We start from the raw sequence: 24058 nt of genomic DNA, 5'->3' as shown, positions 1-24058 counted from the left end.
TTTTATGCAGGAGACAAAGCTATGGATTAATGGACAGTGGGAAGCGGTAGACAGAACGTATGATTTGGCATCACCTTATAGTGGAGAAGTAATCGCAAAGGTAGCGAAGGCAAGTGTACAGGACGTGGAACGTGCCATTGAAGGAGCACATCAGGCATTCCAATCTTTCAAAAAAACGACAGCATATGAGCGTGCAGAAATTTTATATAATGTTGTTAATATTATGCGTGAACGTAAACAAGAGCTGGCAGAAATTTTAGCAAGGGAAGCAGCAAAACCAATATCAGCAGGTCTAGTTGAAATAGATCGGACAATTGCCACATATCAATTCTCGGCGGAGGCGACAAAGCAATCAACAGGTGAAACGGTACCGATGGATGCTGCGCCGGGTGTGACAGACCGTCTTGGCTATACAAAGCGCGTACCACTTGGCGTCATTAGTGCTATCACGCCATTTAATTTTCCGTTTAATCTCGTTGCCCATAAAATAGGGCCTGCTGTGGCAGCAGGAAATACAGTAGTTTTAAAGCCTGCTACACAGACGCCGCTCAGCTCCCTTGTAATGGCGGAAATTTTTAAGGAAGCTGGGCTTCCGGATGGATGCCTGCAGATTGTAACTGGCTCAGGAGGAGAGTTAGGCGATATTTTGGTGACACATTCACTTATAAGGAAAGTCACATTTACGGGAAGTGGTGCAGTCGGCTTGAAAATGAAGGAAAAGGTCGGTCTCCGAAAAATTACACTTGAGCTTGGGTCGAATGCAGCTGTGATTGTCGAGCCTTCTACACCAATCGAAAAAATGGTCTCCCGTGCAGTAGGGGGTGCATTCAATTTCGCCGGGCAAGTATGTATTTCCTTGCAGCGTATTTATGTACACAAATCGATCTATGAGGAATTCGTTGAAAAATTTGTAGCTGAAACGAAAAAGCTTCGTGTAGGTGACCCGATGAATAGGGATACAGATGTCAGTGCCATGATCCACCCTGATGAAGTCGAACGTATTAAATCATGGATTGAGGATGCGAAGGCAAAAGGGGCTGTGGTAGCTGCGGGTGCAGAGTTTACCGAACGTACATTGTCACCAACCGTTATGACAAATGTGACTGCAGATATGAAAATCGTATGTGAGGAAACATTTGCTCCAATTGTTTCTATTGTTCCATATGAAACGTTAGATGAAGCTATTGCTCTTGCAAATGATACGGAGCTTGGGTTGAATGTGGGAATTTATACAAATGTTTTAACCGATGCAATGCGGGCAGCGGATGAGCTGGAGGCAGGTGCTGTTATTATTAATGATATCCCTACGTTCCGTGTTGATCATATGCCGTATGGGGGCGTGAAGATGAGCGGTTATGGAAAAGAGGGTATTAAATATGCGCTGGAAGAGATGACACATCTAAAATTTATTACGATGAAAACAGTATTTTAATCATATTGGAGCAATCACTCATTATTTCGACAAAATAATTGAAAAGTAGGTTTTTGGAGTGTTACAGTAGTACCATCATCTTTTAGGGAGTGCAGAATTATGGGAAATACTGTACCGATGAGCTCTTCGCGTACGCATCAAACACGTTTGATTATGCCTTCTGATACAAATCATCATAAATCAATCTTTGGTGGTCAGGTATTACGATATATTGATGAAATTGCAGCTTTAGCAGCCATGAAACATTCAAAGGGAGAGGTTGTCACAGCCTCCATTGATTCTGTAGATTTTGTTTCTTCGGCCTATGCAGGAGATGTTCTAGAGCTTGAATCGATGGTAACCTATACAGGGCGAACATCGATGGAAGTCTATGTGCGTGTAATTTGCCGTGATTTAAAGTCAGGAGCAGAGCGGTTGACAACAGAATCTTTTGTTACAATGGTGGCAATTGATGAAGAGGGAAAACCGCGGGAGGTAGTTGGCGTCCATCCGGAGACGGAAACAGAACGCCGCTTATTTGAAACAGGACCTATTCGTCGTGAATACCGGAAGAAGAAGCGTGAACTGGCACACGAATAAAATGGGAAATTAGAAAAGGGAGCTGCTCAGAAAGTTGAAACTTTTGGGCAGCTCCTTTATTATGTCGATACTTTCCTATTCTTTTGAAAGCTCGTGAACAATGCCGATTAACTGATCAGATGAGGTAGATACAAGGCCGGCTCCCTCTGTCAGCTCCATAATTAGCTTAGATATCGCACCAATCTCCCGAGATGTACTCATATATTGGGTACGAATACCTGAAACTGCTTCAGCAATAGCGGTGAACGATGCTGTCAGCTCATACTGAGTATCTACGCTGACTTTTACTTGAGAGTCTACGCTGCTAACCGAATCAGCCATGCTGTTGATATTAGATTCCGTCTCTTGAATGAGGATAGAGACATTTTTTACCGCTGTTTTTGTTTCTTCTGCCAGCTTCCGCACTTCTTCTGCTACTACAGCAAAACCTTTTCCATGCTCACCGGCACGTGCAGCTTCAATGGAGGCGTTCAATGCGAGAAGATTAGTTTGGTCAGCAATACCTGTTACAAGCCCAACAATTTCAGAGATTTTCTGAGAAGAAATACGCAGCTGGTCCATAGATGCTTCCAGTACATCTACACGTTGTAGTACTGTATTCATAAGGCTGGTTTGGTTTGCCAGATGTTCTTTACCTGTGTTTGATTTGGTTTCTGTTTCTGCAACGAAATCCAAACCTTGATGGGTAGCAGAAGCAATTTCATCTGTCTGGACAGATATCGCAGCCAAAGATGTGGTCGTCTCACTGCTAATGGCATAGAGCTCCTCTGCTGTGTTCTGGATCGTATGAACTAGGTTATGCTTTAACTCCTCAGTTTGCATGCGAAGACGCTCTTCCTCTTGCTCATACGCCTCAATAACAAGCTGCTGCTCTAAGTTGATGACTTTTGAGAAGGCATTGATGGCTTTTGCCGCTTCAGTTGTTGACAAGTTCAGTGTTTGAATAAAAGCAATAAAAGTTGTCATCAGAGATTGAAAGGATGCCAAGTACCATTTTGACCGAAGACCAATTCGAACGTGTACATGGGCGATTGTTTTCCGCTCCTCTATATAGGCACTATCAATATTACTATTGAAGATATCTGCCAAATGCTTATGAAGCGTTACTTTTAATTTATCAATGCGTGATGACCTTTCTATAATCCCCATTAACTCCGGACTGAAGCTGATAGCTTTATAAAACTCATCAACCATAGTAGGAATTGTCTCAGCCGCTAGAGGCTGCAGTTGTTTTAAAATAGCTAAATCAGTTTTTGTTAAATTAAGTAATTGTAATTGCTTATTCAGCTCAGGATAGGCTGATAGGTCCAGAGTAACTTGCGGGATATAGTCCTCGGTCCTGAAAAATTCTGTTATTGACTTTCCGCTAGGCTTATTGAATAAATTGAACATGGGAGATCTCCATTCTTTGGGTTTAAAATACATAGCACTTGTATCCTTAGTTCTATAATCGATTTTACTATTTTTTAGTCCTTTTGGGCATGTTTTGAATGAAATTATTCCTAATTTATTTTTTTATTCACTTATTTGTAAAAACAGCAATCATTGTATTTTCTTCATAAAGAAGATAGAATACAGAGTAATTGAGATATATCACAGTAAAGGAAGTTAGCGATGAAGTTTCATAAAAAACGTTTAAAGTTTGTCATTCCATTAACTGTAGTAGTAGCTGTTACTTCAACCTTTATGCTATTTAACAGATATCCGGAAGTGCCTTCCCTGCATAAATTTCTTATTTTGGTAGGGGCGACAATCTTCACAGCCATTATTTCGTACTTCTTGTTCCCGCAACCGGGAGATAATCCTGATGATACTGGCCCATATTGATGGACTACTCTGCGCCTTTATAAAAAAGGCGTTTTTTTATAAATACTGAAACTCTTCCGCTAGTTATTCGTATATAAAGTATAAGAAAAATTAAAAAAGGCGGGTTGATATATATGGAAGAAAAATGGTCAAAAGTATTGATTCATGCCAGTGCGTTCTTTGCGCCGGTAGTGGTTCCTCTCATTTTCTTTTTAATTAGTTCAGATGAGCATGTGAAGCGGTTATCGGTACAGGCACTGCTGTTCCAATTTGTTATGTGGGTATTAACAACAGTTTCTTTCTTCTTCTCCTTCATTCTCATCGGCATTCCGTTCCTAATTGTATTTAGCATTATGCTAGTTGTTGTACCAATTATCGGAATTGTAAAAGCGGTGAATGAATCATATTGGAACTATCCAATCGTTGGTCGTTGGGTATAATTTGGCAAAAAGTCGGCAAAATCTTTGTAATAAAGGTTTTGCCGATTTTTATTTTTGGGGAAAGAACAAAAGGAGCATTTTCAGTAAGATCCATAGGCGGAAAGGCAAAGTTTTTTAATTAGCTGGCTGCCAGCTATGTATAACTACACCTTTACCATGTTTTCTTTGATTATGAAAATGCATTTTTTGATGAAAGTAAGCTTTTTAATTGCAAATCGAATTTGAGATTTTTATAATATAGTCAAAGATAGTCAAAGTCAGTAAGCGAACTGGGGTGAAGACTAACATGAGGAATATCTCGGACATTATTGAAGGTTATTTAAAACAAATTATCGAATTAGAGGGGAAAGGGCATATTGAAATCAAACGCAGTGAGCTGGCTGATAAATTTCAATGCGTACCCTCACAAATTAATTACGTAATCAATACCCGGTTTACCGCAGAGCGAGGATATCTAGTGGAAAGTAAACGTGGCGGGGGAGGTTATATCCGAATCCTTCGTGTAGCATCCCATTCACAAGGTGCCCTGTTTGATGAAATGATAAGGCAAATAGAGGGGATGGCTCCACAAACTGTAGCAGAGCATATTATTTATCGGTTGATTGACGAAGAGATAGTATCAAAACGAGAGGCAAAACTCATGCTTGCCGCAATTGATCGATCAACTTTACAGTTGCCGCTGCCTATGCGTGACGAAATACGCGCCCGGGTGTTAAAAGCTATGCTGATGACGTTGAAATTCGAGAGGGGTGACGAGTCATGATTTGCGAGCATTGTAAGCAACGGCACGCTACTGTGACCGTAACACAAGTACACAATGGAACAAAGCAGGAACGCCATTATTGTGAGGTATGTGCTGGTAAATTCCATCCATTTCAAATGGAGCTGCAGGATGAACCTGTATCCATCCATCAACTGATGTCAGATTGGTTTGGATTACCGATGTGGAAAAGCGAGGTACAAGAAGAGGCGCAACAGAAAAAGCAGCCATCTGCCTGTCCTTCATGCGGCTTTACGTATCGTCATTTTCTGAAGGTTGGCAAGTTCGGGTGTGCTCGCTGCTATGACACATTCCGTGAACAATTACCGCCTGTACTAGAACGTTTACAAGCGGATGTGAAGCATGTAGGGAAAACTCAATCAGTGGAGGATCAAACAGAGTATTACCAAAAGCAAATTGAATCGCTTCGTCAACAGTTACAGCAAGCGATTGCGGAAGAACGTTTTGAAGAGGCAGCTAAACTCCGGGACGAGGCTCGTGCAATCGAACGCAAGTTAAACGTTGGGGGTGTGGATTCACCATGAATATTGAATACTTTTTAAAAAATACATCACCTTCATGGATTGAAGCGAGTGAGGATAAATCGGATATTGTAATGAGCACTCGAATCCGGCTTGCAAGAAATCTGAACGGAATCCGCTTTCCTATTACCTTTTCTGAAGAAGAGGCAAAACAAGTAGATGAGTCTGTACTGAAAGTGCTGCTTTCTGTTCAAGAAGAAGGACCGAAGTTTTCCTATTTTCCAATGAAGGAAATGCCTGCATTACAGCGGCAGGTGCTTGTAGAAAAGCATTTGATTAGTCCTCATCTAGCAAAACGTGAAAAAACAGCTTCTGTTTTTCTCACAGAAGATGAATCAATCAGCGTAATGGTGAATGAAGAGGACCATATTCGTATACAATGCTTAGCGGCAGGTTTACGGCTGCATGAGACATATGCAAAGGCGAGTAAGCTGGATCAGTGTTTAGACGAAAAGCTGATGTATGCATATGATGAACAATTAGGCTTTCTCACAAGTTGTCCGACAAATGTCGGTACAGGACTCCGTGCCTCTGTCATGATGCACCTTCCAGCCTTGACGATGACCAAAAAAATGAATGTATTAATTCAGACAATGGCAAGATTAGGAATGGTGGTGAGGGGTATATATGGAGAAGGAAGTGAAAACTTAGGGAATATATACCAAATTTCAAACCAAATTACACTTGGAAAATCGGAACAAGAAATTTTGGATGAACTGCAGAACGTCGTAGAACAGGTCATTCAAAAAGAGCGCCAGGCAAGGAAGCAATTATTTGCCCGCGCTCCCGTTGCTCTGGAAGACCGTTTGTACCGTTCTCTCGGTATATTGACACATGCAAGAATTTTAACGAGCGAAGAGGCGGCTTCTTGTTTATCGAATGTCCGATTAGCGGTGGATTTGCAAATTATTTCAGATATTTCGCTGAATCAGCTAAATGAATGTATGCTGCTTATCCAGCCGGGATTTATCCAGCAGTATGCAGGTACAACGCTTCAAGCGGCTGAACGGGATATTTTCCGTGCAAAGCTGCTTCAGGAAAAATTACAAACACAAGATCAAAATGAACCTACAATAAGGGGAAAAGGAGAGGATTTGTATGATGTTTAATCGATTTACTCAACGTGCTCAAAAAGTATTGCAACTAGCACAGGAAGAGGCAATTCGCTGGAAACACGAGTCAATCGGAACGGAGCATATTTTACTTGGTCTAATCCGTGAAGGAGGCGGTATCGCCGCAAAAGCATTAGAAGCGATTGATATCAGCCCGCAAATGATTGAATCCGGTATTGAGGAATTAGTCGGCAAAGGAACAGAAAATGTTGGCCCAATTGTCCACTATACACCAAGAGCTAAAAAAGTTATTGAGCTGTCAGTGGATGAATCCCGCAAGCTTGGTCACTCTTATATCGGTACAGAGCATATTTTATTAGCGCTCATCCGAGAAGGAGAAGGGGTAGCGGCACGTGTATTGGCAAATACGGGTGTAAGCCTAAATAAAGCACGCCAACAAGTTTTATTACTATTGGGTAACAATGATGCTAATTCACCAGGCGGCCAGCAGCAAAGCCAAGCGGTGAATACACCAACGCTCGACAGCCTAGCCCGCGACTTAACAGCAGTGGCTCGTGAAGGTTCATTAGATCCTGTCATTGGCCGTTCAAAAGAGATTACTCGTGTTGTAGAAGTATTATCCCGCCGTACAAAAAACAATCCTGTTTTAATCGGGGAGCCGGGTGTTGGTAAAACAGCTATCGCAGAAGGGTTAGCACAGCAAATTGTTAATAATGAAGTGCCGGAAACATTGCGTGACAAACGTGTTATGACACTTGATATGGGCACGGTGGTAGCAGGAACGAAATACCGTGGTGAGTTCGAGGATCGTCTGAAAAAAGTAATGGATGAAATTCGCCAAGCAGGCAATATTATCTTATTCATCGATGAGCTTCACACATTAATCGGAGCAGGTGGAGCAGAAGGTGCCATTGACGCATCCAACATTTTAAAGCCTTCGTTAGCACGGGGCGAACTGCAATGTATCGGTGCCACTACTTTAGATGAGTACCGCAAATATATTGAAAAGGATGCAGCATTAGAGCGCCGTTTCCAGCCAATCCAGGTTGATGAACCGACAATCGATGAAACAATCCAAATTATTAAAGGCCTTCGTGACCGTTATGAAGCACATCACCGTGTGAAAATAACAGACGAGGCAGTGGATGCAGCAGCGAAGCTATCGGACCGCTATATTTCAGATCGTTTCTTACCGGATAAAGCAATTGACTTAATTGATGAAGCGGGCTCAAAAGTACGCCTTCGTTCATTCACAGTTCCACCAAACTTAAAAGAGCTTGAAAATAAATTAGAGAATGTACGTCATGAAAAGAATGCAGCTGTTCAAAGCCAGGAATTTGAGAAAGCAGCGGCACTTCGTGATACAGAGCAAAAGCTGAAGGAAGAGCTAGAGCAAACAAAGAAACAATGGAAAGAAAAGCAAGGCAAAGAGGAGTCTGAAGTAACAGTGGATGACATTGCGGCAGTTGTTTCCATGTGGACGGGAATCCCTGTTTCGAAAATTGCTCAAGAAGAATCTTCAAAGCTTCTGAATCTAGAAGAACATCTTCATAAGCGTGTAGTAGGGCAAGGCGAGGCAGTAGAGGCTATTTCCCGGGCAATACGCCGTGCACGTGCAGGGCTTAAAGATCCGAAGCGTCCAATCGGTTCATTCATCTTCCTAGGACCGACTGGTGTTGGTAAAACAGAACTTGCTAGAGCACTCGCTGAATCAATGTTTGGTGATGAAGATGCGATGATCCGTATTGACATGTCAGAATATATGGAGAAACATGCAACTTCACGTCTAGTTGGTGCACCTCCAGGCTACGTAGGGTTCGAGGAAGGTGGTCAGCTGACAGAAAAAGTACGCCGTAAGCCATATTCTGTTGTTCTTCTTGATGAAATTGAAAAGGCACATCCGGATGTCTTTAACATCCTGTTACAAGTGCTTGATGACGGGCGTCTAACTGATTCAAAAGGACGTGTTGTTGACTTCCGTAACACAGTGGTCATCATGACGTCTAATGTCGGTGCAGATGCGCTGAAATACCAAAAGAATTTAGGTTTCAGCCTAGGTGATACGGATTCGAAATACAAAGATATGAAAGGAACAATGCTTGAGGAACTGAAAAAAGCATTCCGTCCTGAATTCTTAAACCGTATTGATGAAATGATCGTGTTCCACTCATTGGAGAAAGAACACTTAAAAGAAATCGTTTCGTTCATGGCAAATACGCTAACAAAACGTCTGAGAGAACAAAATATCGAACTGGAACTTACAGAAGCAGCGCTTGAGAAGATTGCACAGGAAGGATATGATCCACAATATGGAGCACGTCCAATCCGCCGCGCACTTCAAAAGCATGTGGAAGACCGCCTGTCAGAAGAGTTATTAAAAGGTACTGTCCTGACAGGTCAAAAGGTTGTTTTTGATTACAAGGACGGCGAGTTTATTGTTCGTGGGAAAGATGAAAAAGTAGAGGAACAGGCTGAAGTATAATAGTCTATAGGGACTGCCCGGAAAGTCGAAACTTTCTGGGCAGTTTTATTTTTATTGAGACATATCCGGGCTTTTGAGGTGGCCGCTCTAAAATGATGAAACTCAAAAAGGGTAAATACTTTAATCAATATTTTCTTCTATGGATTACATGATAGATAATGGTAACTACCAATACCTCAATATGTAAGCAGTATTCGAAATGAACGTTTTGTGTTAGAAGATCTTAGCTGTTTCCTGTACAATAAAAATAAGAACAAACATTTGGGGGAACGATATGGCAAAGAAGAAAACAAAATTTATGTGTAATGACTGCGGCTATGAATCGGCAAAATGGATGGGCCGCTGTCCGGGCTGCGGCAACTGGAATACGATGGTAGAAGAAGTTGAGATTGTAGCAAAAGGACCGCGTGGAGCATTCCAGCACTCTACTTCTACGACGCAGAAAGCAACCCCTCTTATCAATGTAGAAACGATGGAAGAGACGCGTATCACAACAGAAATGGGTGAGCTGAACAGAGTGCTCGGGGGAGGTATTGTCCAAGGGTCCCTTGTACTGATTGGCGGAGATCCAGGGATCGGAAAATCAACGCTTTTATTACAAGTATCTGCCCTGCTTTCAAACAAAGGTCACCGTGTTCTTTATATTTCGGGGGAGGAGTCTGTCCGTCAGACAAAACTGAGGGCAGAGCGGCTTGGGGTTAAATCACCCGAGCTATATATATATTCTGAAACGAATATGGAGTTCCTGCATCAGACTATTGAAGAAGTACAGCCGAAATTTGTGATTGTTGACTCCATTCAAACAGTCCACCACCCAGAGGTGACGAGTGCACCAGGAAGCGTCTCGCAAGTACGCGAATGTACGGCAGAACTGATGCGTATTGCTAAAACAAAAAATATTGCGATTTTCCTTGTTGGTCACGTGACAAAAGAAGGGCAAATAGCGGGTCCGCGTATTTTGGAGCATATGGTGGATACAGTTCTTTATTTTGAAGGAGAACGTCATCACAATCATCGTATTTTAAGAAGTCAGAAAAACCGTTTCGGCTCAACGAATGAGATTGCTATTTTTGAGATGCTTCATGGCGGGTTAAAGGAAGTATTGAATCCTTCTGAAATGTTCCTTCAAGAGCGTTCGCAAGGAGCGCCGGGATCTACGATTGTTGCTTCGATGGAGGGGACACGTCCTATTTTGGTAGAAGTTCAATCACTTGTAACGCCTACAAGCTTCAACTATCCAAAGCGTATGGCAACCGGTGTTGATCAAAATCGGGTCCAGCTGCTGATGGCCGTTCTTGAAAAGCGGATGGGAATGCTGCTGCAGGCACAAGATGCCTATATCAAAGTGGCTGGAGGCGTGAAATTAGACGAGCCTGCTATTGATTTAGCTGTGTTGACGTCCATCGTATCGAGTTTCAAAGACCAAACTGTTCGTGCTACGGACTGCTTCATCGGTGAGGTAGGTTTGACGGGCGAGGTCCGGCGTGTAAGCCGGATTGAGCAAAGGGTCCAGGAGGCCGCTAAACTTGGGTTCAAGCGGGCGTTTATTCCAGCCTCCAATTTAGGGGGCTGGGATTTCCCGGCGGGTATTCAGGTTGTCGGAGTAGAAACAATTGCTGAGAGCCTGCGAGCCTGTTTCAATGATTTGTAGAATGAGTCACAAAAATGCCCAACCTTTCTAAAAAGGCCGGGCATTTTTTCTAACATCAAGGGTATTAACTTGTAGATGCAGAGGTTCTTTCTAAAGAACCTGAACCATTTAGTGAAGATATATTTGGAGGATTTCACAAGACCCTATGTAAAGGGAATCATATCTTTGATAAAAAACAACTGCAATATCATATTGTTATTGTGTTTCGAATGTAAAAAAGTGATCTATTGTAACGTAAATCCCGATTGCTTACCGTCGCTATCATTGGCACAACTATGTATAATGAAAGAAAGGGAGGTGTAGAAAGACAATGTTAAAAAGAATTATTCAAATCGCATTCTTATTTATCGGAGGGGCGTTAGGTCTTGTTTTTTTACCGCCATTATACGAATTCATTAATTTATCATCCAATCCATGGATCAATAATGCCTATGTCTCTGTATTATTAGGTGCACTGCTGCTATTTGTTTTATCATTTGTGCTTTCCGATTATTTTGTCAGACTAATTACTTGGATGGAGGAAGTGTTGTTCAAGCTGCCTGTCGGGGACTTGCTGTTTGGGACAATTGGCTTGATTATTGGGCTGAGTGTAGCATCGCTCATAGGCTTTGCTTTTAATAAAATCCAATTACCGCTTATCTCGGAAATACTTGAAGTACTTCCAATCATTCTTTCGATTGTTTTAGGTTATTTAGGTTTCCGAGTCGGGTTTAATAAACGAGACGAACTGCTGCAATTATTTACACGCACAGGATCGGCCTCAAAGAAGAAGCAAGGTGAGCAGGAAATAAAATTATCTCAGAAGCTGCTCGATACAAGTGTAATTATTGATGGACGCATAGCAGATATTTCAGAAACAGGTTTTGTGGAAGGGATATTAGTAGTCCCTCAATTTGTCCTAACAGAACTGCAGCATATTGCCGATTCTTCGGATACATTGAAGCGTACAAGAGGAAGAAGAGGGCTAGATATCCTAAAAAGGCTGCAGGATGAACGGCAGTCTAAAGTGCTCATTGTCGAGGATGATTTTGATGATGTGGCGGAGGTCGATTTAAAGCTGGTACGGCTTGCTAAACAGATGGATGCACAGATTTTAACAAATGATTTTAATCTTAATAAAGTATGTGAGCTTCATCGAGTAGAGGTATTAAATATTAACGATTTAGCGAATGCAGTCAAGCCTGTAGTTATTCCTGGCGAAGATATGCAGGTCGTGGTAATTAAAGATGGAAAAGAGCACAATCAAGGAGTAGCTTATCTTGATGATGGTACAATGATTGTGGTAGAGGGCGGTCGAGCTTACATTGGTCAAGCAATTACCGTAACAGTTACAAGTGTCTTGCAAACATCTGCCGGGCGTATGATTTTTGCAAAGCCGAAAGAGGAATAGAGTGGGAAGTGAAAAGGTGCAGTATGAAGTAGTATTACCGGCGGCCGGGAGTGGCAAACGTATGGGGGCAGGGCAGAACAAACTGTTTTTACAATTGATGGATAAGCCCATCCTCATTCATACATTGCTTGTTTTCGAGCAGGATGAAGCGTGTTCGGGAATTTGGCTTGCTGTAAAAGATTCAGAACGTGATTATATAAAATCAATGATTACAAAATACAATATTACAAAAATTAAAGGCTTACCTACAGGTGGGGCAGAGCGTCAACATTCTGTTCATTCCTGTATAAAGGAAATGAAAGATGTAGAGATCGTTCTTGTCCATGATGCGGCGCGGCCGTTCATTACCAAGCCGATTATCGCTGAACTTGCGAACACAGCCTACGAAAAAGGGGCTGCTATTGCAGGTGTGCGGGCTAAGGATACGATGAAAATTGTACGAAAAGGAATCATTAAAGAAACTATCGACCGAGATAGCCTTTGGATGATTCAAACCCCGCAGGCATTTCGTTTTGATCTTTTGGTAGAAGCAGAAGATGTGGCGGAGAAGGTTGGCTTTCTAGGCACAGATGAAGCCATGCTCGTAGAGCGCCTTGGTCATGAGGTGCGCATTGTCGAAAGCAATTATGAAAATGTTAAAATGACGACACAGGAAGATTTAATTTTTGGTGAGGCCATTCTAAAGGCAAGAGCCAAGTAGGAGGATATGTATGTTTCGTGTAGGACAAGGATATGACGTCCATGCTTTTGCAGAGGGGCGTAAATTAATTTTAGGTGGAATTGAGATTCCGCATGATCGCGGATTGCTTGGTCACTCGGATGCGGATGTATTGCTACATACAATTACGGATGCAGCGTTAGGCGCGATTGGTGAAGGTGATATCGGCCGGCACTTCCCGGATACAGACCCGGAGTGGAAGGATGCTGACTCAGCAAAGCTTTTACAATATATTTGGAAGATAGTAGAGGATAAAGGGTATGTACTTGGAAATGTAGATGCGACAATCATTGCACAGCGCCCTAAAATGGCTCCTTACATCGAACCAATAAAAAATCGTATTGCTGAATTATTAAATGCAGATCCATCTCAAGTAAATGTGAAAGCTACAACTACAGAAAAGCTTGGCTTTACTGGCCGCGAAGAAGGGATTGCCTCGTTGGCAACAATTTTATTGATCAAGAAGTAATGAAGCAAGCGTGTGTTGGGAAGAATTTCGGCACACGCTACTTTTATTTAATAAATTGCAGTGGTAAAATGGACAAAGTAAATTTTAAGGTCGTCAAGACAGTATTTAGGAGGCAATTTTATGGTAACAGAAGTTCGCGTTCGTTATGCGCCATCCCCAACAGGTTTCTTGCACATTGGTGGAGCCCGCACAGCGTTATTCAACTATTTATATGCAAAACATCATGATGGGAAATTCATTGTACGTATTGAGGATACGGATATTGAGCGTAATGTGGAGGGCGGCGAGGCATCTCAGCTTGATAATTTACGCTGGCTTGGCATCATTCCGGATGAATCAATTGATATCGGTGGCCCTTATGCACCGTATCGTCAAATGGAGCGCCTGGACATCTATAAAAAACATGCAGAAGAATTGCTTGAGCGCGGAGCTGCATATAAATGTTTCTGTACACCTGAAGAGCTTGAGGCTTCACGTGAAGCACAGAAGGCGAAAGGCGTAGCGGCGCCGACTTATGATGGGAAATGCCGTCATTTAACAGCAGAAGAGGTAGCAGCGAAGGAAGCAGAGGGAACTCCTTATACAATTCGAATCCGTGTACCTGAAGGCGTCACATATAAATTTAATGATCTTGTACGCGGTGAGGTATCATTCGAGTCAAAAGATATTGGTGACTGGGTGCTTGTAAAGGCAAATGGTATCCCGACATATAATTACGCAGTTGTGCTTGATGATCACTTTATGGATATTACACATGTATTCCGTGGGGAAGAGCATTTATCAAATACACCAAAACAAATGATGATTTTTGATGCGTTTAACTGGGAATATCCACAATACGGCCACATGACATTAATCGTAAATGAAGAGCGTAAAAAATTATCAAAACGTGATGAGTCAATCATCCAGTTCGTTACACAATACAAGGAACTTGGCTATTTACCAGAAGCAATGTTTAACTTCTTTGCATTGCTCGGCTGGTCTCCTGAAGGTGAAGAAGAAATCTTCTCTCCGGAAGAGCTTGTCAAACTGTTTGATGAAAAACGACTATCTAAATCACCATCTATGTTTGATAAAACAAAGCTTACATGGATGAATAACCAATATATTAAAAAGTTATCGCGTGAGGAAGTAGTAGAGCTGGCTTTACCACACCTTCAAAAAGCGGGACTGCTTCCTGAGGAATTAACAGAAGAGCAGCATGCATGGGCAGCTGATTTAATTGCTCTTTACCATGAGCAAATGAGTTATGGTGCTGAAATTGTTGAGCTATCAAGCCTATTCTTCGCAGACGAAATTGAATACAATGACGAAGCAAAGGAAGTATTAGCAGGAGAACAAGTACCAGCTGTTATGGCAGCGTTTAAAGCTCAGCTTGAAGCATTAGAAACATTTGATGCTGATTCTATTAAGGCGGCGATCAAGGCAGTGCAAAAGGAAACGGGTGCGAAAGGTAAAAACCTATTCATGCCAATCCGTGTTGTGACAACGGGTCAAACACATGGTCCTGAGCTTCCAAATGCGATTGCTTTGATTGGAAAAGAAAAAGTAATTGCCCGCGTAGAAAAGTTTGCTGGTTAAGCAGCAAAACGGTTGATTTTTGAATAATCTTATGTAAAATGAATGTAAATTGAACTGAAATGAATAAACGGGGGATAATCCCCGGTTGAAAAAGCGTAGAAAAGGAGAAGTACACAAAAGAGAAGGGTTTAGTAGAGAGGACTATCACCGGCTGAAAGTAGTCTAACCCTCCTTTGTGGAATGCACCTTTGAGCACTTTGCTGAACATAAGTAGGCAAGTCGAGTTGTTCTCGTTACCGGACAGGAAAGTGGAAGGGCAACCTTCAAGTCAGAGTGGAACCGCGCTATAGAAGCGTCTCTGTCATCAAAAGATGGCAGAGGCGTTTTTTTATTTAGGCATCGTTATCAGGGCTTCACATGGGATTGATCTGGTTCCACTGTGCAAAGCATTCCTTTAGGCGTGCCGCATAAGAAAAAAGAAAATAGCACCTTTTGCTGTATCAAAATTTCCCGAAAAGTGAAAGAGGTAAAAGTACTTGATTCCATACTCTTTGTTCGGACACTTTGCTATGTTAGAAAACCCATGAAAGGTTTACTTAGGATAAGAAATATCATTATAAAAAAGGAGCAGAAACAATGAGTATTCAAATTTTTAACTCGTTAACCCGGCAGAAGGAAGAATTCATCCCCTTAGAAGAGGGAAAAGTGAAAATGTATGTATGTGGTCCAACTGTCTATAATTATATTCATATAGGCAATTCGCGTCCGGTTATCGTTTACGATACGGTCCGACGTTACCTGCAATATGCAGGCTACGAGGTGAAATTCGTTTCCAACTTCACGGATGTGGATGATAAAATTATTAAAGCAGCCAATGAGCTAGGTGAAGAAGTATTTGAATTGACGGAGCGGTTCATTACTGCTTATTTTGAAGATATTACGGCTCTTGGGTGCAAAAAAGCTGATGCTCATCCCCGAGTAACGGATCACATGGATGATATTATTGAGTTTATTCAGGTTCTAATCAATAAAGGCTATGCATATGAATCTCAAGGCGACGTATACTACCGTACACGTAAGTTCGACGGTTATGGGAAGCTTAGTCATCAATCGATTGACGATCTAAAGGTAGGAGCCCGTATTGAGGCGGGAGAGAAAAAAGAAGATCCGCTAGATTTTGCGCTATGGAAAGCGGCTAAACCAGGCGAGATCAAATGGGTAAGCCCATGGGGTGAAGGACGGCCAGGCTGGCATATTGAATGTTCGGTAATGGCCCGGGAGCATCTAGGCGATACAATCGATATTCATGCAGGTGGTCAAGACTTGACTTTCCCGCATCATGAAAACGAAATTGCCCAATCTGAGGCTCATACAGAAAAAACATTTGCCCGATACTGGATGCATAACGGCTATATTAATATTGATAATGAAAAAATGTCTAAATCCCTTGGGAACTTTGTGCTGGTGAATGATATACGTAAACAGATTGACCCGCAAGTGCTGCGTTTCTTCATGTTAAGCGTTCATTATCGTCATCCGATTAACTTTGCTCAAGATTTGGTGGAAGCAGCGCAGGCAGGGCTAGAACGATTACGCACAGCTTATTCTAATGTGCAGCATCGTCTAACGGCGACAGCTGGATTGGGAGAAGTAAGCGACGAATGGCTGTCAAAGATTGCAGAGGTAAGAGAGCAATTTGAAGCAGCAATGAATGATGACTTCAACACAGCGAATGCTATCTCTGCTTTATTTGAACTAGCACGCCTGGCAAACACATATTTGAATGAAAGCAATACAGAAGCCGTTGTCCTTCAGGAATTTATCAATACATTTGATAAACTAGGGGATGTGCTTGGCATTGTACTTGCTTCTGAAGCGGAATTGCTGGATGAAGAAATTGAGGCGCTAATTGAAGAGCGAAACCAAGCGCGGAAAAATCGCGACTTTGCCCGTTCAGATGAAATCCGTGACCAGCTGTTAAGTATGAATATCATACTGGAAGATACTCGTCAGGGAACACGTTGGAAACGAGGATGACAGCATGATGAAACTTCGATCTGAAGATGTAAAGCAATTAAATGCTTTAGCGCTTGCTTATATGGGGGATGCCGTACTCGAACAAAAAATCCGTGAGCATCTTTTATTGGCAGGACGTGTAAAGCCGAATACACTCCATAAAGAAGCAACAAAATATGTATCAGCAAAAGCCCAATCAATCGTCGTCCATCAAATGGTGGAGGAAGGATTTTTGTCGGAGGAAGAGCTGTCTGTCTTCCGGCGTGGGCGTAATGCCAAGTCAGGAACAGTGCCCAAAAACACAGATGTCCAAACATACCGTAACAGTTCTGGGTTTGAAGCGGTATTAGGGTATTTATATTTACTAAAACATATAGAGCGTGCAGAACAAATCATTGATTACGCAATAAATATTATTGAGCAGCAGAAGGGAGTGTAGGAGATGGCGGAACAAAATGGCGAAATGATCGCAGGGAAAAATCCGGTATTAGAAGCGCTTCGTTCAGGTCGTGAAATAAATAAATTATGGGTTGCAGAGGGTGTAAAGAAGGCAGGTATTAATGAACTGCTGGATTTGGCCAGAGAACGTGGTGTTCTTGTGCAGTTCGTGCCAAAGAAAAAGGTTGAACAGCTGACAGATGCAAATCATCAAGGAATTGTTGCGTCAGTTGCAGCCTATCAATACGCTGAATTGGAAGATTTATTTACAGCAGCACAAAAGAAAAAGGAAGACCCTTTCTTCTTAATTTTAGATGAATTGGAGGATCCTCATAATCTAGGATCTATTATGAGGACAGCTGATGCAATTGGGGTACACGGCATTATCATTCCGAAGCGACGTGCAGTCGGCTTGACTGCGGTAGTGGCAAAAGCATCTACAGGCGCCATTGAGCATGTTCCGGTTGTAAGGGTGACAAATTTATCTCAGACGGTGGATGAGCTAAAAGAGCGCGGAGTATGGATTGCAGGTACAGATGCGAAGGGATCAGCCGACTATCGAAAAATGGATGCAACTTTACCTCTTGCCATCATTATTGGAAGTGAAGGGAAAGGAATGAGTTCGCTGCTGAAAAAGAAATGCGATTTCCTTTACCACCTTCCGATGATCGGACATGTGACCTCGCTAAACGCTTCCGTAGCTGCGGCACTCCTAATGTATGAGGTATACCGCAAGCGTCAAGAACAGAACGGATAACGGATATGCAAAATATTTTGCTGGTAGATGGCTACAACATGATCGGGGCGTGGAAGGAGCTGCGCCCTCTGCGAGATGAACATTTCGAGGATGCACGTGACCGATTGGTAGAGCTAATGGCCGAATATAAAGCAGTGAAGGGCTGGCGTGTCATCGTTGTATTTGATGCCCACCTCGTACCTGGTACTGAGCAGTTATACTTACAGCATGAGGTAGAAGTCATTTATACACGGAAAAACGAGACGGCGGACGAGCGTATTGAGAAGCTTTCAAATGAATTAAAGGGCCGTAAAATCCAAGTTCATGTTGCGACTTCAGACATGACCGAACAAAATGTTGTCTTTGGACATGGTGCATTACGGAAATCTGCAAGAGAGCTTGAAATTGAACTTGATATTATTCAGACAAATATTTCTCAAAAGGTTAAAGAAACACAAAGCGGTAGGCCATCCAGCCGTATTCAGCTGCCGGATGATATCGCTTTAACACTAGAAAAGTGGCGTAGAGGTTTAAAATAATTTATTGACCGTTATTTTCCAATTCTATTATACTATTTCTAATGATTCTGGCGTACTGGGGTGAGAATATTGCTTAAAAGCGAAAAATTGCAAGTCGTACAGCACTTTGAAGAACTGTCAGATGAGGAACTTGTGGAACAGGTTCATTTAGGCAATACAGATGCGTTAGATTATTTAATTACGAAATATCGTCTATTTGTGAAAGTGAAGGCACGGTCCTACTTCTTAATCGGAGCGGACAAGGAGGACATTATCCAGGAGGGAATGATTGGGCTTTATAAATCTATCCGGGATTTCCGGGGGGACAAGCTTGCATCATTCCGGGCATTTGCTGAATTGTGCATAACTCGCCAAATTATTACAGCTATTAAGACAGCTACCCGTCAAAAACATATACCGTTAAATTCATATATTTCGCTTGATAAGCCGATTTATGATGAAGAGTCAGAGCGGACGCTGATGGATATTATTATCAGTCCGCTATCTGATAATCCTGAGCATTTGATGATTAATAGAGAAGAGTATAGCAGATTGGAAGGAAAGATGGGCGAGGTACTAAGCGAACTCGAACAGCAGGTACTGGCCCTTTATCTAGAAGGACGTTCCTATAATGAAATCTCTGAACTATTGAACCGTCATGTAAAGTCGATTGACAATGCACTTCAGCGCGTAAAGCGCAAGCTAGAGCGTCATTTGGAATATGGCGAATTGTTTTAACTGCCTTCAGCAGACTCAGACTCTTATAGACAGCTAGATAAATAGCCGTGTAAGTTGCGTATGATTGAGTGTTTGAACAGTTGGTGAAGGAATTAGAAACCTCTGGAGGATGTCGCAGGTTCGGCTTTATGCTTGTTGACAGTACGTATATTAGGTGGTAGTCTTGACTAGACATAATGCCGAAAATAGGTGGTTTAAATGGCTAAGAAAGTCATTTTAAGTTGTGAGAAATGCGGTACTCGAAATTATTCGATGCCGGCGAAATCGAGCAATGAAGCACAGCGTCTGGAACTGAAAAAGTTTTGTTCGCATTGTAATGAGCATACCGTGCACAAGCAAACGTTATAAATTGATTGATAACTTAAAGAAACGATTTGTTCGGAGGTTAAGCTAGAAGATGAGCAAGATTACAAACTTTTTAAGTGAAGTTGGCTCAGAAATGCGTAAAACGAGCTGGCCGAAAAGTAAAGAGTTAACAAAGTATACAGTTGTCGTAATTGTCACTGTTATTTTTGCTGCTTTATACTTTACGGTAGTGGATTTAGGTGTTTCCGAGGCGTTACGTTGGTTCTTGGAACTATAATAATAGTATATTGATGAAATAGCCCGTCTTCGTGAAATAACGGGTTTTTTCATTTGGCGAAAAATTTGTGTGGCAAATGGCATCACAAGGAATAGAGGGAGGGACGGACGAGTAGTCCAGAGTCTATGGAGAAAAATTGGTATGTAGTGCATACTTATTCGGGTTACGAAAACCGAGTGAAGGCGAATCTTGAAAAGCGTGTAGAAACAATGGGCATGCAGGATAAAATCTTCCGTGTGATCGTACCAGAGCATGAAGAAATTGATATTAAAGAAGACGGCAAGAAAAAAAAGGTCATGCGTAAAGTGTTCCCGGGTTATGTTCTAGTGGAGCTGATCATGACTGATGATTCTTGGTATGTAGTACGTAATACGCCGGGTGTAACAGGGTTTATCGGTTCATCAGGCGGAGGTGCAAAACCGACACCGCTTCTTCCGGAAGAGGCAGAGCGCTTACTTGCACAAATGGGCATGAACGAGACTGCAATCGGTGATATTGCTGTAACAGTCGGCGAGGTCGTGGAAGTACTAGAAGGGCCTTTTGCGCACTTCCAAGGTAGAGTAGAGGAAATTGATATTGAAAAAGGCAAAGTGAAAGTAACGGTTGATATGTTTGGCCGTGAAACAAAGATGGAACTTGATTTTGCACAAATTCGCAAAATATAGAATCATTCCTACTTGCATGAATGAAATAAAAGTGTTATCATTTCATAGGTCAGACTGTCAATTTATTCAGTGTGATAGATAAATGTTTAATGTTATCGGATTTAAGCCGACAGACAGATATGAGTGGGAGGGGCAACCCTAAGACCACATCACGGACTTAAGGAGGTGTGTCTCGTGGCTAAAAAAGTAATTAAGGTTGTAAAACTTCAAATTCCCGCTGGTAAAGCTAATCCAGCTCCACCGGTTGGTCCTGCACTAGGTCAAGCAGGTGTAAACATCATGGGATTCTGTAAAGAGTTCAACGCACGTACTGCTGATCAAGCTGGTCTAATCATTCCGGTTGAAATTTCAGTATTCGAAGACCGTTCATTCACTTTCATTACGAAAACTCCACCGGCTGCGGTTTTACTTAAAGTAGCTGCTGGTATCCAATCTGGATCTGGTGAACCAAACCGTAAAAAAGTTGCAACGGTTAAACGTGATAAAGTTCGCGAAATCGCTGAACAAAAAATGCCTGACCTAAACGCTGCATCTGTAGAAGCTGCAATGGCGATGGTTGAAGGTACTGCACGAAGCATGGGTATCGTTATCGAAGACTAATCCCATCTTCAAAGACTTGATGATGCATTTGTTTTTGGAAGGTTGCTGCACTCTTGGGTGCGCAACCTTTATTCGTGGGAGGTTCATTCCGTTACAACCACAATCAAGGAGGAAATTACAATGGCTAAAAAAGGTAAAAAGTTACAAGATGCGGCTAAATTAGTAGACCGTTCTAAATTATACGAAGCGGCAGAAGCAATCGCTCTTGCACAAAAAACAAGCACAGTAAACTTCGATGCAACTGTAGAAGTAGCTTTCAAATTAGGAATCGATACTCGTAAAAATGACCAACAAATCCGTGGCGCAGTTGTGCTTCCAAACGGTACTGGTAAAACACAACGCGTATTAGTATTCGCTAAAGGCGAAAAGCTAAAAGAAGCAGAAGCTGCTGGTGCTGATTATGTAGGCGATGCAGAGTATATCCAAAAAATCCAACAAGGCTGGTTTGACTTCGATGTAATCGTAGCAACTCCAGACATGATGGGTGAAGTTGGTAAGCTTGGTCGTGTATTAGGACCTAAAGGTTTAATGCCAAACCCTAAAACTGGTACAGTTACTTTCGACGTAACAAAAGCAATCGAAGAAATCAAAGCTGGTAAAGTAGAATACCGTGCTGACAAAGCTGGTATCATCCACGCACCTATCGGTAAAGTTTCTTTCGAAGCAGAAAAATTAGTTGAAAACTTCTTGACAGTATTCGATGTAATCCAAAAAGCTAAGCCAGCGGCAGCTAAAGGTACTTACATGAAATCTGTAAACGTTACTACTACAATGGGTCCAGCTGTTAAAGTTGACGCTCAATCTGTAGTTATTAAATAATATAGCTTTTTAAAAAAAGTAGTTGACAACAATCCGCTTACTTGGTAAGATGGATGCTGTTGTGAATCATCCATTTGTACCGTAGACAGTAGGAGTGACTTGTCACTTAATGATCCTACCGAGGACATAGGAGTTCGGATTCTTTTAAGATGATGACTTTCTGCCCTTGTGTCTACCAGACATAAGGGCTTTTCTTTTGTCGGTATAAATGACTCATTCTAATAGGAGGTGTCATCATGAGCAAAGCAATCGAAACTAAATCAGTTCAAGTTCAAGAAATCGCTGGTAAATTCCAAGCAGCTAGCTCTGTAGTAGTTGTTGACTATCGTGGATTAACTGTAGCTCAAGTTACAGAATTACGTAAACAACTACGTGAAGCTGGTGTTGAGTTCAAAGTTTACAAAAACACTTTAACTCGCCGTGCTACTGAAATCGCGGGTGTGGATGGACTTAATGAATTCTTGACTGGACCAAACGCTGTTGCGTTCTCAAATGAAGACGTAGTAGCTCCAGCAAAAATTATCAACGAATTCGCTAAGAAAAACGAAGCGTTGGAAATCAAAGCTGGTATTATCGAAGGTACAATCGCATCTGTTGAAGACGTTAAAGCTCTTGCAGAACTTCCATCACGCGAAGGTCTATTATCAATGCTTTTATCTGTACTTCAAGCTCCAGTGCGCAACTTCGCACTTGCAACAAAAGCTGTTGCAGAACAAAAAGAAGAGCAAGGTGCTTAATAGTAGCCCCGAAACTTCAAAAATTGGCGTAGCCGCCTAAAAATATAAAACATCCAATAGGAGGAAATTAAAATGAACAATGAGCAAATCTTAGAAGCTATCAAATCTATGACAGTTCTTGAATTAAACGATTTAGTAAAAGCAATCGAAGAAGAATTCGGTGTAACAGCAGCAGCTCCTGTAGCTGTAGTTGCTGGCGGTGCTGCAGCAGCTGAAGAAAAAACTGAGTTTGACGTAGTATTAGCATCTGCTGGTGCTGAGAAAATCAAAGTTATCAAAGTGGTACGCGAAATCACTGGTCTTGGCTTAAAAGAAGCTAAAGAAGTAGTAGACAACGCTCCTAAAGCTCTTAAAGAAGGCGCTTCTAAAGAAGAAGCTGAAGCAATCAAAGCTAAACTTGAAGAAGTTGGCGCATCTGTAGAAGTTAAATAATTTAATTTCTATGACATAAGAAAAAGCTCGTCAATGTGACGGGCTTTTCTTTTTAGCGAATAGAAAACGAATTTTTTTGTAATTATATGTATAAGAGAGTGCAAATTTTTGAGTGATAGAAATGTACAGGCATCTGTGCCTGCTAAGAAGACCGCGCAGACTGCAATGTATAAACGTGCCGCAGTTTCTTCTTAAATACCTTTCTAATCAGCGATGACGCATGGAAATGCTTCCTCTAATTCAGAAAGTAAGGGGCGTGTTGTGCTATGTCTGATCATTATTATTCGAATAAACCTCAAACGGAAAGTAAACCACGCCAATGGAAATTTACTTTGCTTGGACACAGTTTTACATTTGAAACAGATGCTGGAGTGTTCAGTAAAAGCGAAGTAGATTTTGGGTCCCGTGTATTAATCGATGCCTTTGACATGCCTGAAGCAGCCGGTGACGTATTAGACGTTGGCTGTGGTTATGGCCCGATTGGGTTGTCGATTGCCAAGGCGAATCCTGAGCGATTTGTCCATATGATGGATATCAATACAAGAGCGATTACGCTTGCAGAGAAGAATGCAAAGTTGAACGGGATTCAAAATGTACGTATTTTTGAAAGTGATGGTCTTGCTGCGGTAGGAGATATACAGGCGGCAGCCATTTTGACAAATCCGCCAATCCGCGCGGGGAAAGAAACGATTTTTAGGTTTTATGATGAGTCTTATGAAAAGCTAGTCGAGGGCGGCGAGCTGTGGATAGTTATCCAGAAAAAACAGGGAGCCCCATCAACAGTCAGTCATCTAGAAGAATTGTTTTCTGAAGTAGAAGTAGTCGAGAAGAAAAAAGGCTACTGGATTATAAAAGCAAAAAAATAATCAACCTCATTAGAAAAGATTGACTTGACAAATCGACTATGATAACA

At 41.9% G+C, this 24058-nt stretch carries 27 protein-coding genes and 2 other annotated features; of the genes, 26 read left to right on the top strand and 1 reads right to left on the bottom strand.

Annotation, left to right across the window (positions count from 1 at the left end; all coding sequences use genetic code 11):
- Positions 1 to 4 precede the first annotated feature (4 nt).
- Together AA0Y26_RS22010 and AA0Y26_RS22005 are read left to right on the top strand one after the other, a co-directional pair.
- Complete coding sequence (locus tag AA0Y26_RS22010) at positions 5 to 1432, top strand: aldehyde dehydrogenase family protein (protein ID WP_413364110.1); 1428 nt, start codon at positions 5 to 7, stop codon at positions 1430 to 1432.
- A 99-nt stretch (positions 1433 to 1531) separates the two neighbouring features.
- Positions 1532 to 2011, top strand: coding sequence for an acyl-CoA thioesterase (locus AA0Y26_RS22005; RefSeq protein WP_413364109.1), 480 nt, complete (start codon positions 1532 to 1534; stop codon positions 2009 to 2011).
- Positions 2012 to 2086: 75 nt separating this feature from the next.
- Here AA0Y26_RS22005 and AA0Y26_RS22000 read toward each other — a convergent pair whose 3' ends face one another.
- Positions 2087 to 3403 (bottom strand): protoglobin domain-containing protein, encoded by a 1317-nt coding sequence (locus AA0Y26_RS22000; RefSeq protein WP_413364108.1) that lies wholly within the window; start codon positions 3401 to 3403, stop codon positions 2087 to 2089.
- A gap of 222 nt (positions 3404 to 3625) precedes the next feature.
- On the opposite strand from AA0Y26_RS22000, the gene AA0Y26_RS21995 reads away from it, so the two are divergent.
- From AA0Y26_RS21995 to AA0Y26_RS21880, 24 genes are all read left to right on the top strand, one after another.
- Positions 3626 to 3838: an acyltransferase gene (locus tag AA0Y26_RS21995; protein ID WP_413364107.1), complete on the top strand. Its 213-nt coding sequence runs from the start codon at positions 3626 to 3628 to the stop codon at positions 3836 to 3838.
- A gap of 113 nt (positions 3839 to 3951) precedes the next feature.
- Complete coding sequence (locus AA0Y26_RS21990) at positions 3952 to 4257, top strand: DUF4870 domain-containing protein (RefSeq protein ID WP_413364106.1); 306 nt, start codon at positions 3952 to 3954, stop codon at positions 4255 to 4257.
- Between the two features lie 286 nt (positions 4258 to 4543).
- On the top strand, positions 4544 to 5020 hold the full coding sequence (locus AA0Y26_RS21985; RefSeq protein ID WP_413364105.1) for a CtsR family transcriptional regulator: 477 nt from the start codon (positions 4544 to 4546) through the stop codon (positions 5018 to 5020).
- Positions 5017 to 5562, top strand: coding sequence for a UvrB/UvrC motif-containing protein (locus AA0Y26_RS21980; RefSeq protein ID WP_413364104.1), 546 nt, complete (start codon positions 5017 to 5019; stop codon positions 5560 to 5562). The genes AA0Y26_RS21985 and AA0Y26_RS21980 overlap by 4 nt, the downstream gene beginning before the upstream one ends.
- Positions 5559 to 6668, top strand: a complete 1110-nt coding sequence (locus AA0Y26_RS21975) for a protein arginine kinase (protein WP_413364103.1) — start codon at positions 5559 to 5561, stop codon at positions 6666 to 6668. The genes AA0Y26_RS21980 and AA0Y26_RS21975 overlap by 4 nt, the downstream gene beginning before the upstream one ends.
- On the top strand, positions 6658 to 9114 hold the full coding sequence (locus AA0Y26_RS21970; RefSeq protein WP_413364102.1) for an ATP-dependent Clp protease ATP-binding subunit: 2457 nt from the start codon (positions 6658 to 6660) through the stop codon (positions 9112 to 9114). Before AA0Y26_RS21975 ends, AA0Y26_RS21970 begins: the two co-directional genes overlap by 11 nt.
- A 274-nt stretch (positions 9115 to 9388) precedes the next feature.
- Positions 9389 to 10765, top strand: a complete 1377-nt coding sequence (gene radA, locus AA0Y26_RS21965; RefSeq protein ID WP_413364101.1) for a DNA repair protein RadA — start codon at positions 9389 to 9391, stop codon at positions 10763 to 10765.
- Between the two features lie 310 nt (positions 10766 to 11075).
- Positions 11076 to 12155, top strand: a complete 1080-nt coding sequence (locus AA0Y26_RS21960; protein ID WP_413364100.1) for a PIN/TRAM domain-containing protein — start codon at positions 11076 to 11078, stop codon at positions 12153 to 12155.
- Positions 12156 to 12171: 16 nt separating this feature from the next.
- Positions 12172 to 12855, top strand: a complete 684-nt coding sequence (ispD, locus tag AA0Y26_RS21955) for a 2-C-methyl-D-erythritol 4-phosphate cytidylyltransferase (protein WP_413368349.1) — start codon at positions 12172 to 12174, stop codon at positions 12853 to 12855.
- A gap of 10 nt (positions 12856 to 12865) precedes the next feature.
- On the top strand, positions 12866 to 13342 hold the full coding sequence (gene ispF, locus AA0Y26_RS21950; RefSeq protein WP_413364099.1) for a 2-C-methyl-D-erythritol 2,4-cyclodiphosphate synthase: 477 nt from the start codon (positions 12866 to 12868) through the stop codon (positions 13340 to 13342).
- Positions 13343 to 13462: 120 nt separating this feature from the next.
- The gene (gene gltX / locus AA0Y26_RS21945; RefSeq protein WP_413364098.1) at positions 13463 to 14923 is read left to right on the top strand and encodes a glutamate--tRNA ligase; all 1461 of its coding nucleotides are present in this window, start codon (positions 13463 to 13465) and stop codon (positions 14921 to 14923) included.
- Positions 14924 to 15010: 87 nt separating this feature from the next.
- Positions 15011 to 15226: a binding site (T-box leader), on the top strand.
- 273 nt (positions 15227 to 15499) lie between these two features.
- Positions 15500 to 16900, top strand: a complete 1401-nt coding sequence (gene cysS / locus AA0Y26_RS21940; protein ID WP_413364097.1) for a cysteine--tRNA ligase — start codon at positions 15500 to 15502, stop codon at positions 16898 to 16900.
- Between the two features lie 4 nt (positions 16901 to 16904).
- A complete protein-coding gene (locus AA0Y26_RS21935; protein ID WP_413364096.1) occupies positions 16905 to 17318 on the top strand; it encodes a Mini-ribonuclease 3 in 414 nt (137 codons plus the stop codon).
- Positions 17319 to 17321: 3 nt separating this feature from the next.
- Positions 17322 to 18074, top strand: a complete 753-nt coding sequence (gene rlmB / locus AA0Y26_RS21930) for a 23S rRNA (guanosine(2251)-2'-O)-methyltransferase RlmB (protein WP_413364095.1) — start codon at positions 17322 to 17324, stop codon at positions 18072 to 18074.
- Positions 18075 to 18079: 5 nt separating this feature from the next.
- Positions 18080 to 18592 (top strand): NYN domain-containing protein, encoded by a 513-nt coding sequence (locus AA0Y26_RS21925; protein ID WP_413364094.1) that lies wholly within the window; start codon positions 18080 to 18082, stop codon positions 18590 to 18592.
- A 69-nt stretch (positions 18593 to 18661) separates the two neighbouring features.
- Positions 18662 to 19309, top strand: a complete 648-nt coding sequence (gene sigH, locus AA0Y26_RS21920; RefSeq protein ID WP_413364093.1) for an RNA polymerase sporulation sigma factor SigH — start codon at positions 18662 to 18664, stop codon at positions 19307 to 19309.
- 198 nt (positions 19310 to 19507) lie between these two features.
- Positions 19508 to 19657, top strand: coding sequence for a 50S ribosomal protein L33 (rpmG, locus tag AA0Y26_RS21915; protein WP_413364092.1), 150 nt, complete (start codon positions 19508 to 19510; stop codon positions 19655 to 19657).
- Positions 19658 to 19706: 49 nt separating this feature from the next.
- Positions 19707 to 19892, top strand: a complete 186-nt coding sequence (gene secE, locus AA0Y26_RS21910; RefSeq protein WP_413364091.1) for a preprotein translocase subunit SecE — start codon at positions 19707 to 19709, stop codon at positions 19890 to 19892.
- Between the two features lie 125 nt (positions 19893 to 20017).
- Positions 20018 to 20557: a transcription termination/antitermination protein NusG gene (gene nusG / locus AA0Y26_RS21905; RefSeq protein ID WP_413364090.1), complete on the top strand. Its 540-nt coding sequence runs from the start codon at positions 20018 to 20020 to the stop codon at positions 20555 to 20557.
- A gap of 174 nt (positions 20558 to 20731) precedes the next feature.
- Positions 20732 to 21157: a 50S ribosomal protein L11 gene (rplK, locus tag AA0Y26_RS21900; protein WP_413364089.1), complete on the top strand. Its 426-nt coding sequence runs from the start codon at positions 20732 to 20734 to the stop codon at positions 21155 to 21157.
- 120 nt (positions 21158 to 21277) lie between these two features.
- Complete coding sequence (gene rplA / locus AA0Y26_RS21895; RefSeq protein ID WP_413364088.1) at positions 21278 to 21976, top strand: 50S ribosomal protein L1; 699 nt, start codon at positions 21278 to 21280, stop codon at positions 21974 to 21976.
- A gap of 61 nt (positions 21977 to 22037) precedes the next feature.
- Positions 22038 to 22180: a sequence feature (ribosomal protein L10 leader region), on the top strand.
- 32 nt (positions 22181 to 22212) lie between these two features.
- Positions 22213 to 22713 carry a 50S ribosomal protein L10 gene (rplJ, locus tag AA0Y26_RS21890; RefSeq protein ID WP_036151992.1) on the top strand — a complete coding sequence of 167 codons (501 nt, stop codon included), beginning with the start codon at positions 22213 to 22215 and terminating at the stop codon, positions 22711 to 22713.
- Positions 22714 to 22785: 72 nt separating this feature from the next.
- Entirely contained in the window at positions 22786 to 23145 is a 360-nt protein-coding gene (gene rplL / locus AA0Y26_RS21885; protein WP_413364087.1) for a 50S ribosomal protein L7/L12, read from the top strand.
- A 266-nt stretch (positions 23146 to 23411) separates the two neighbouring features.
- Positions 23412 to 24011: a class I SAM-dependent methyltransferase gene (locus tag AA0Y26_RS21880; RefSeq protein ID WP_413364086.1), complete on the top strand. Its 600-nt coding sequence runs from the start codon at positions 23412 to 23414 to the stop codon at positions 24009 to 24011.
- The last annotated feature ends 47 nt before the right edge of the window (positions 24012 to 24058 follow it).

This window comes from Lysinibacillus canaveralius (genome assembly GCF_047301505.1).
Classification (GTDB): domain Bacteria; phylum Bacillota; class Bacilli; order Bacillales_A; family Planococcaceae; genus Lysinibacillus_B.
The sequence above is the reverse complement of the archived record's forward strand: the minus strand, read 5'-3'. Positions and strand labels throughout refer to the sequence as shown.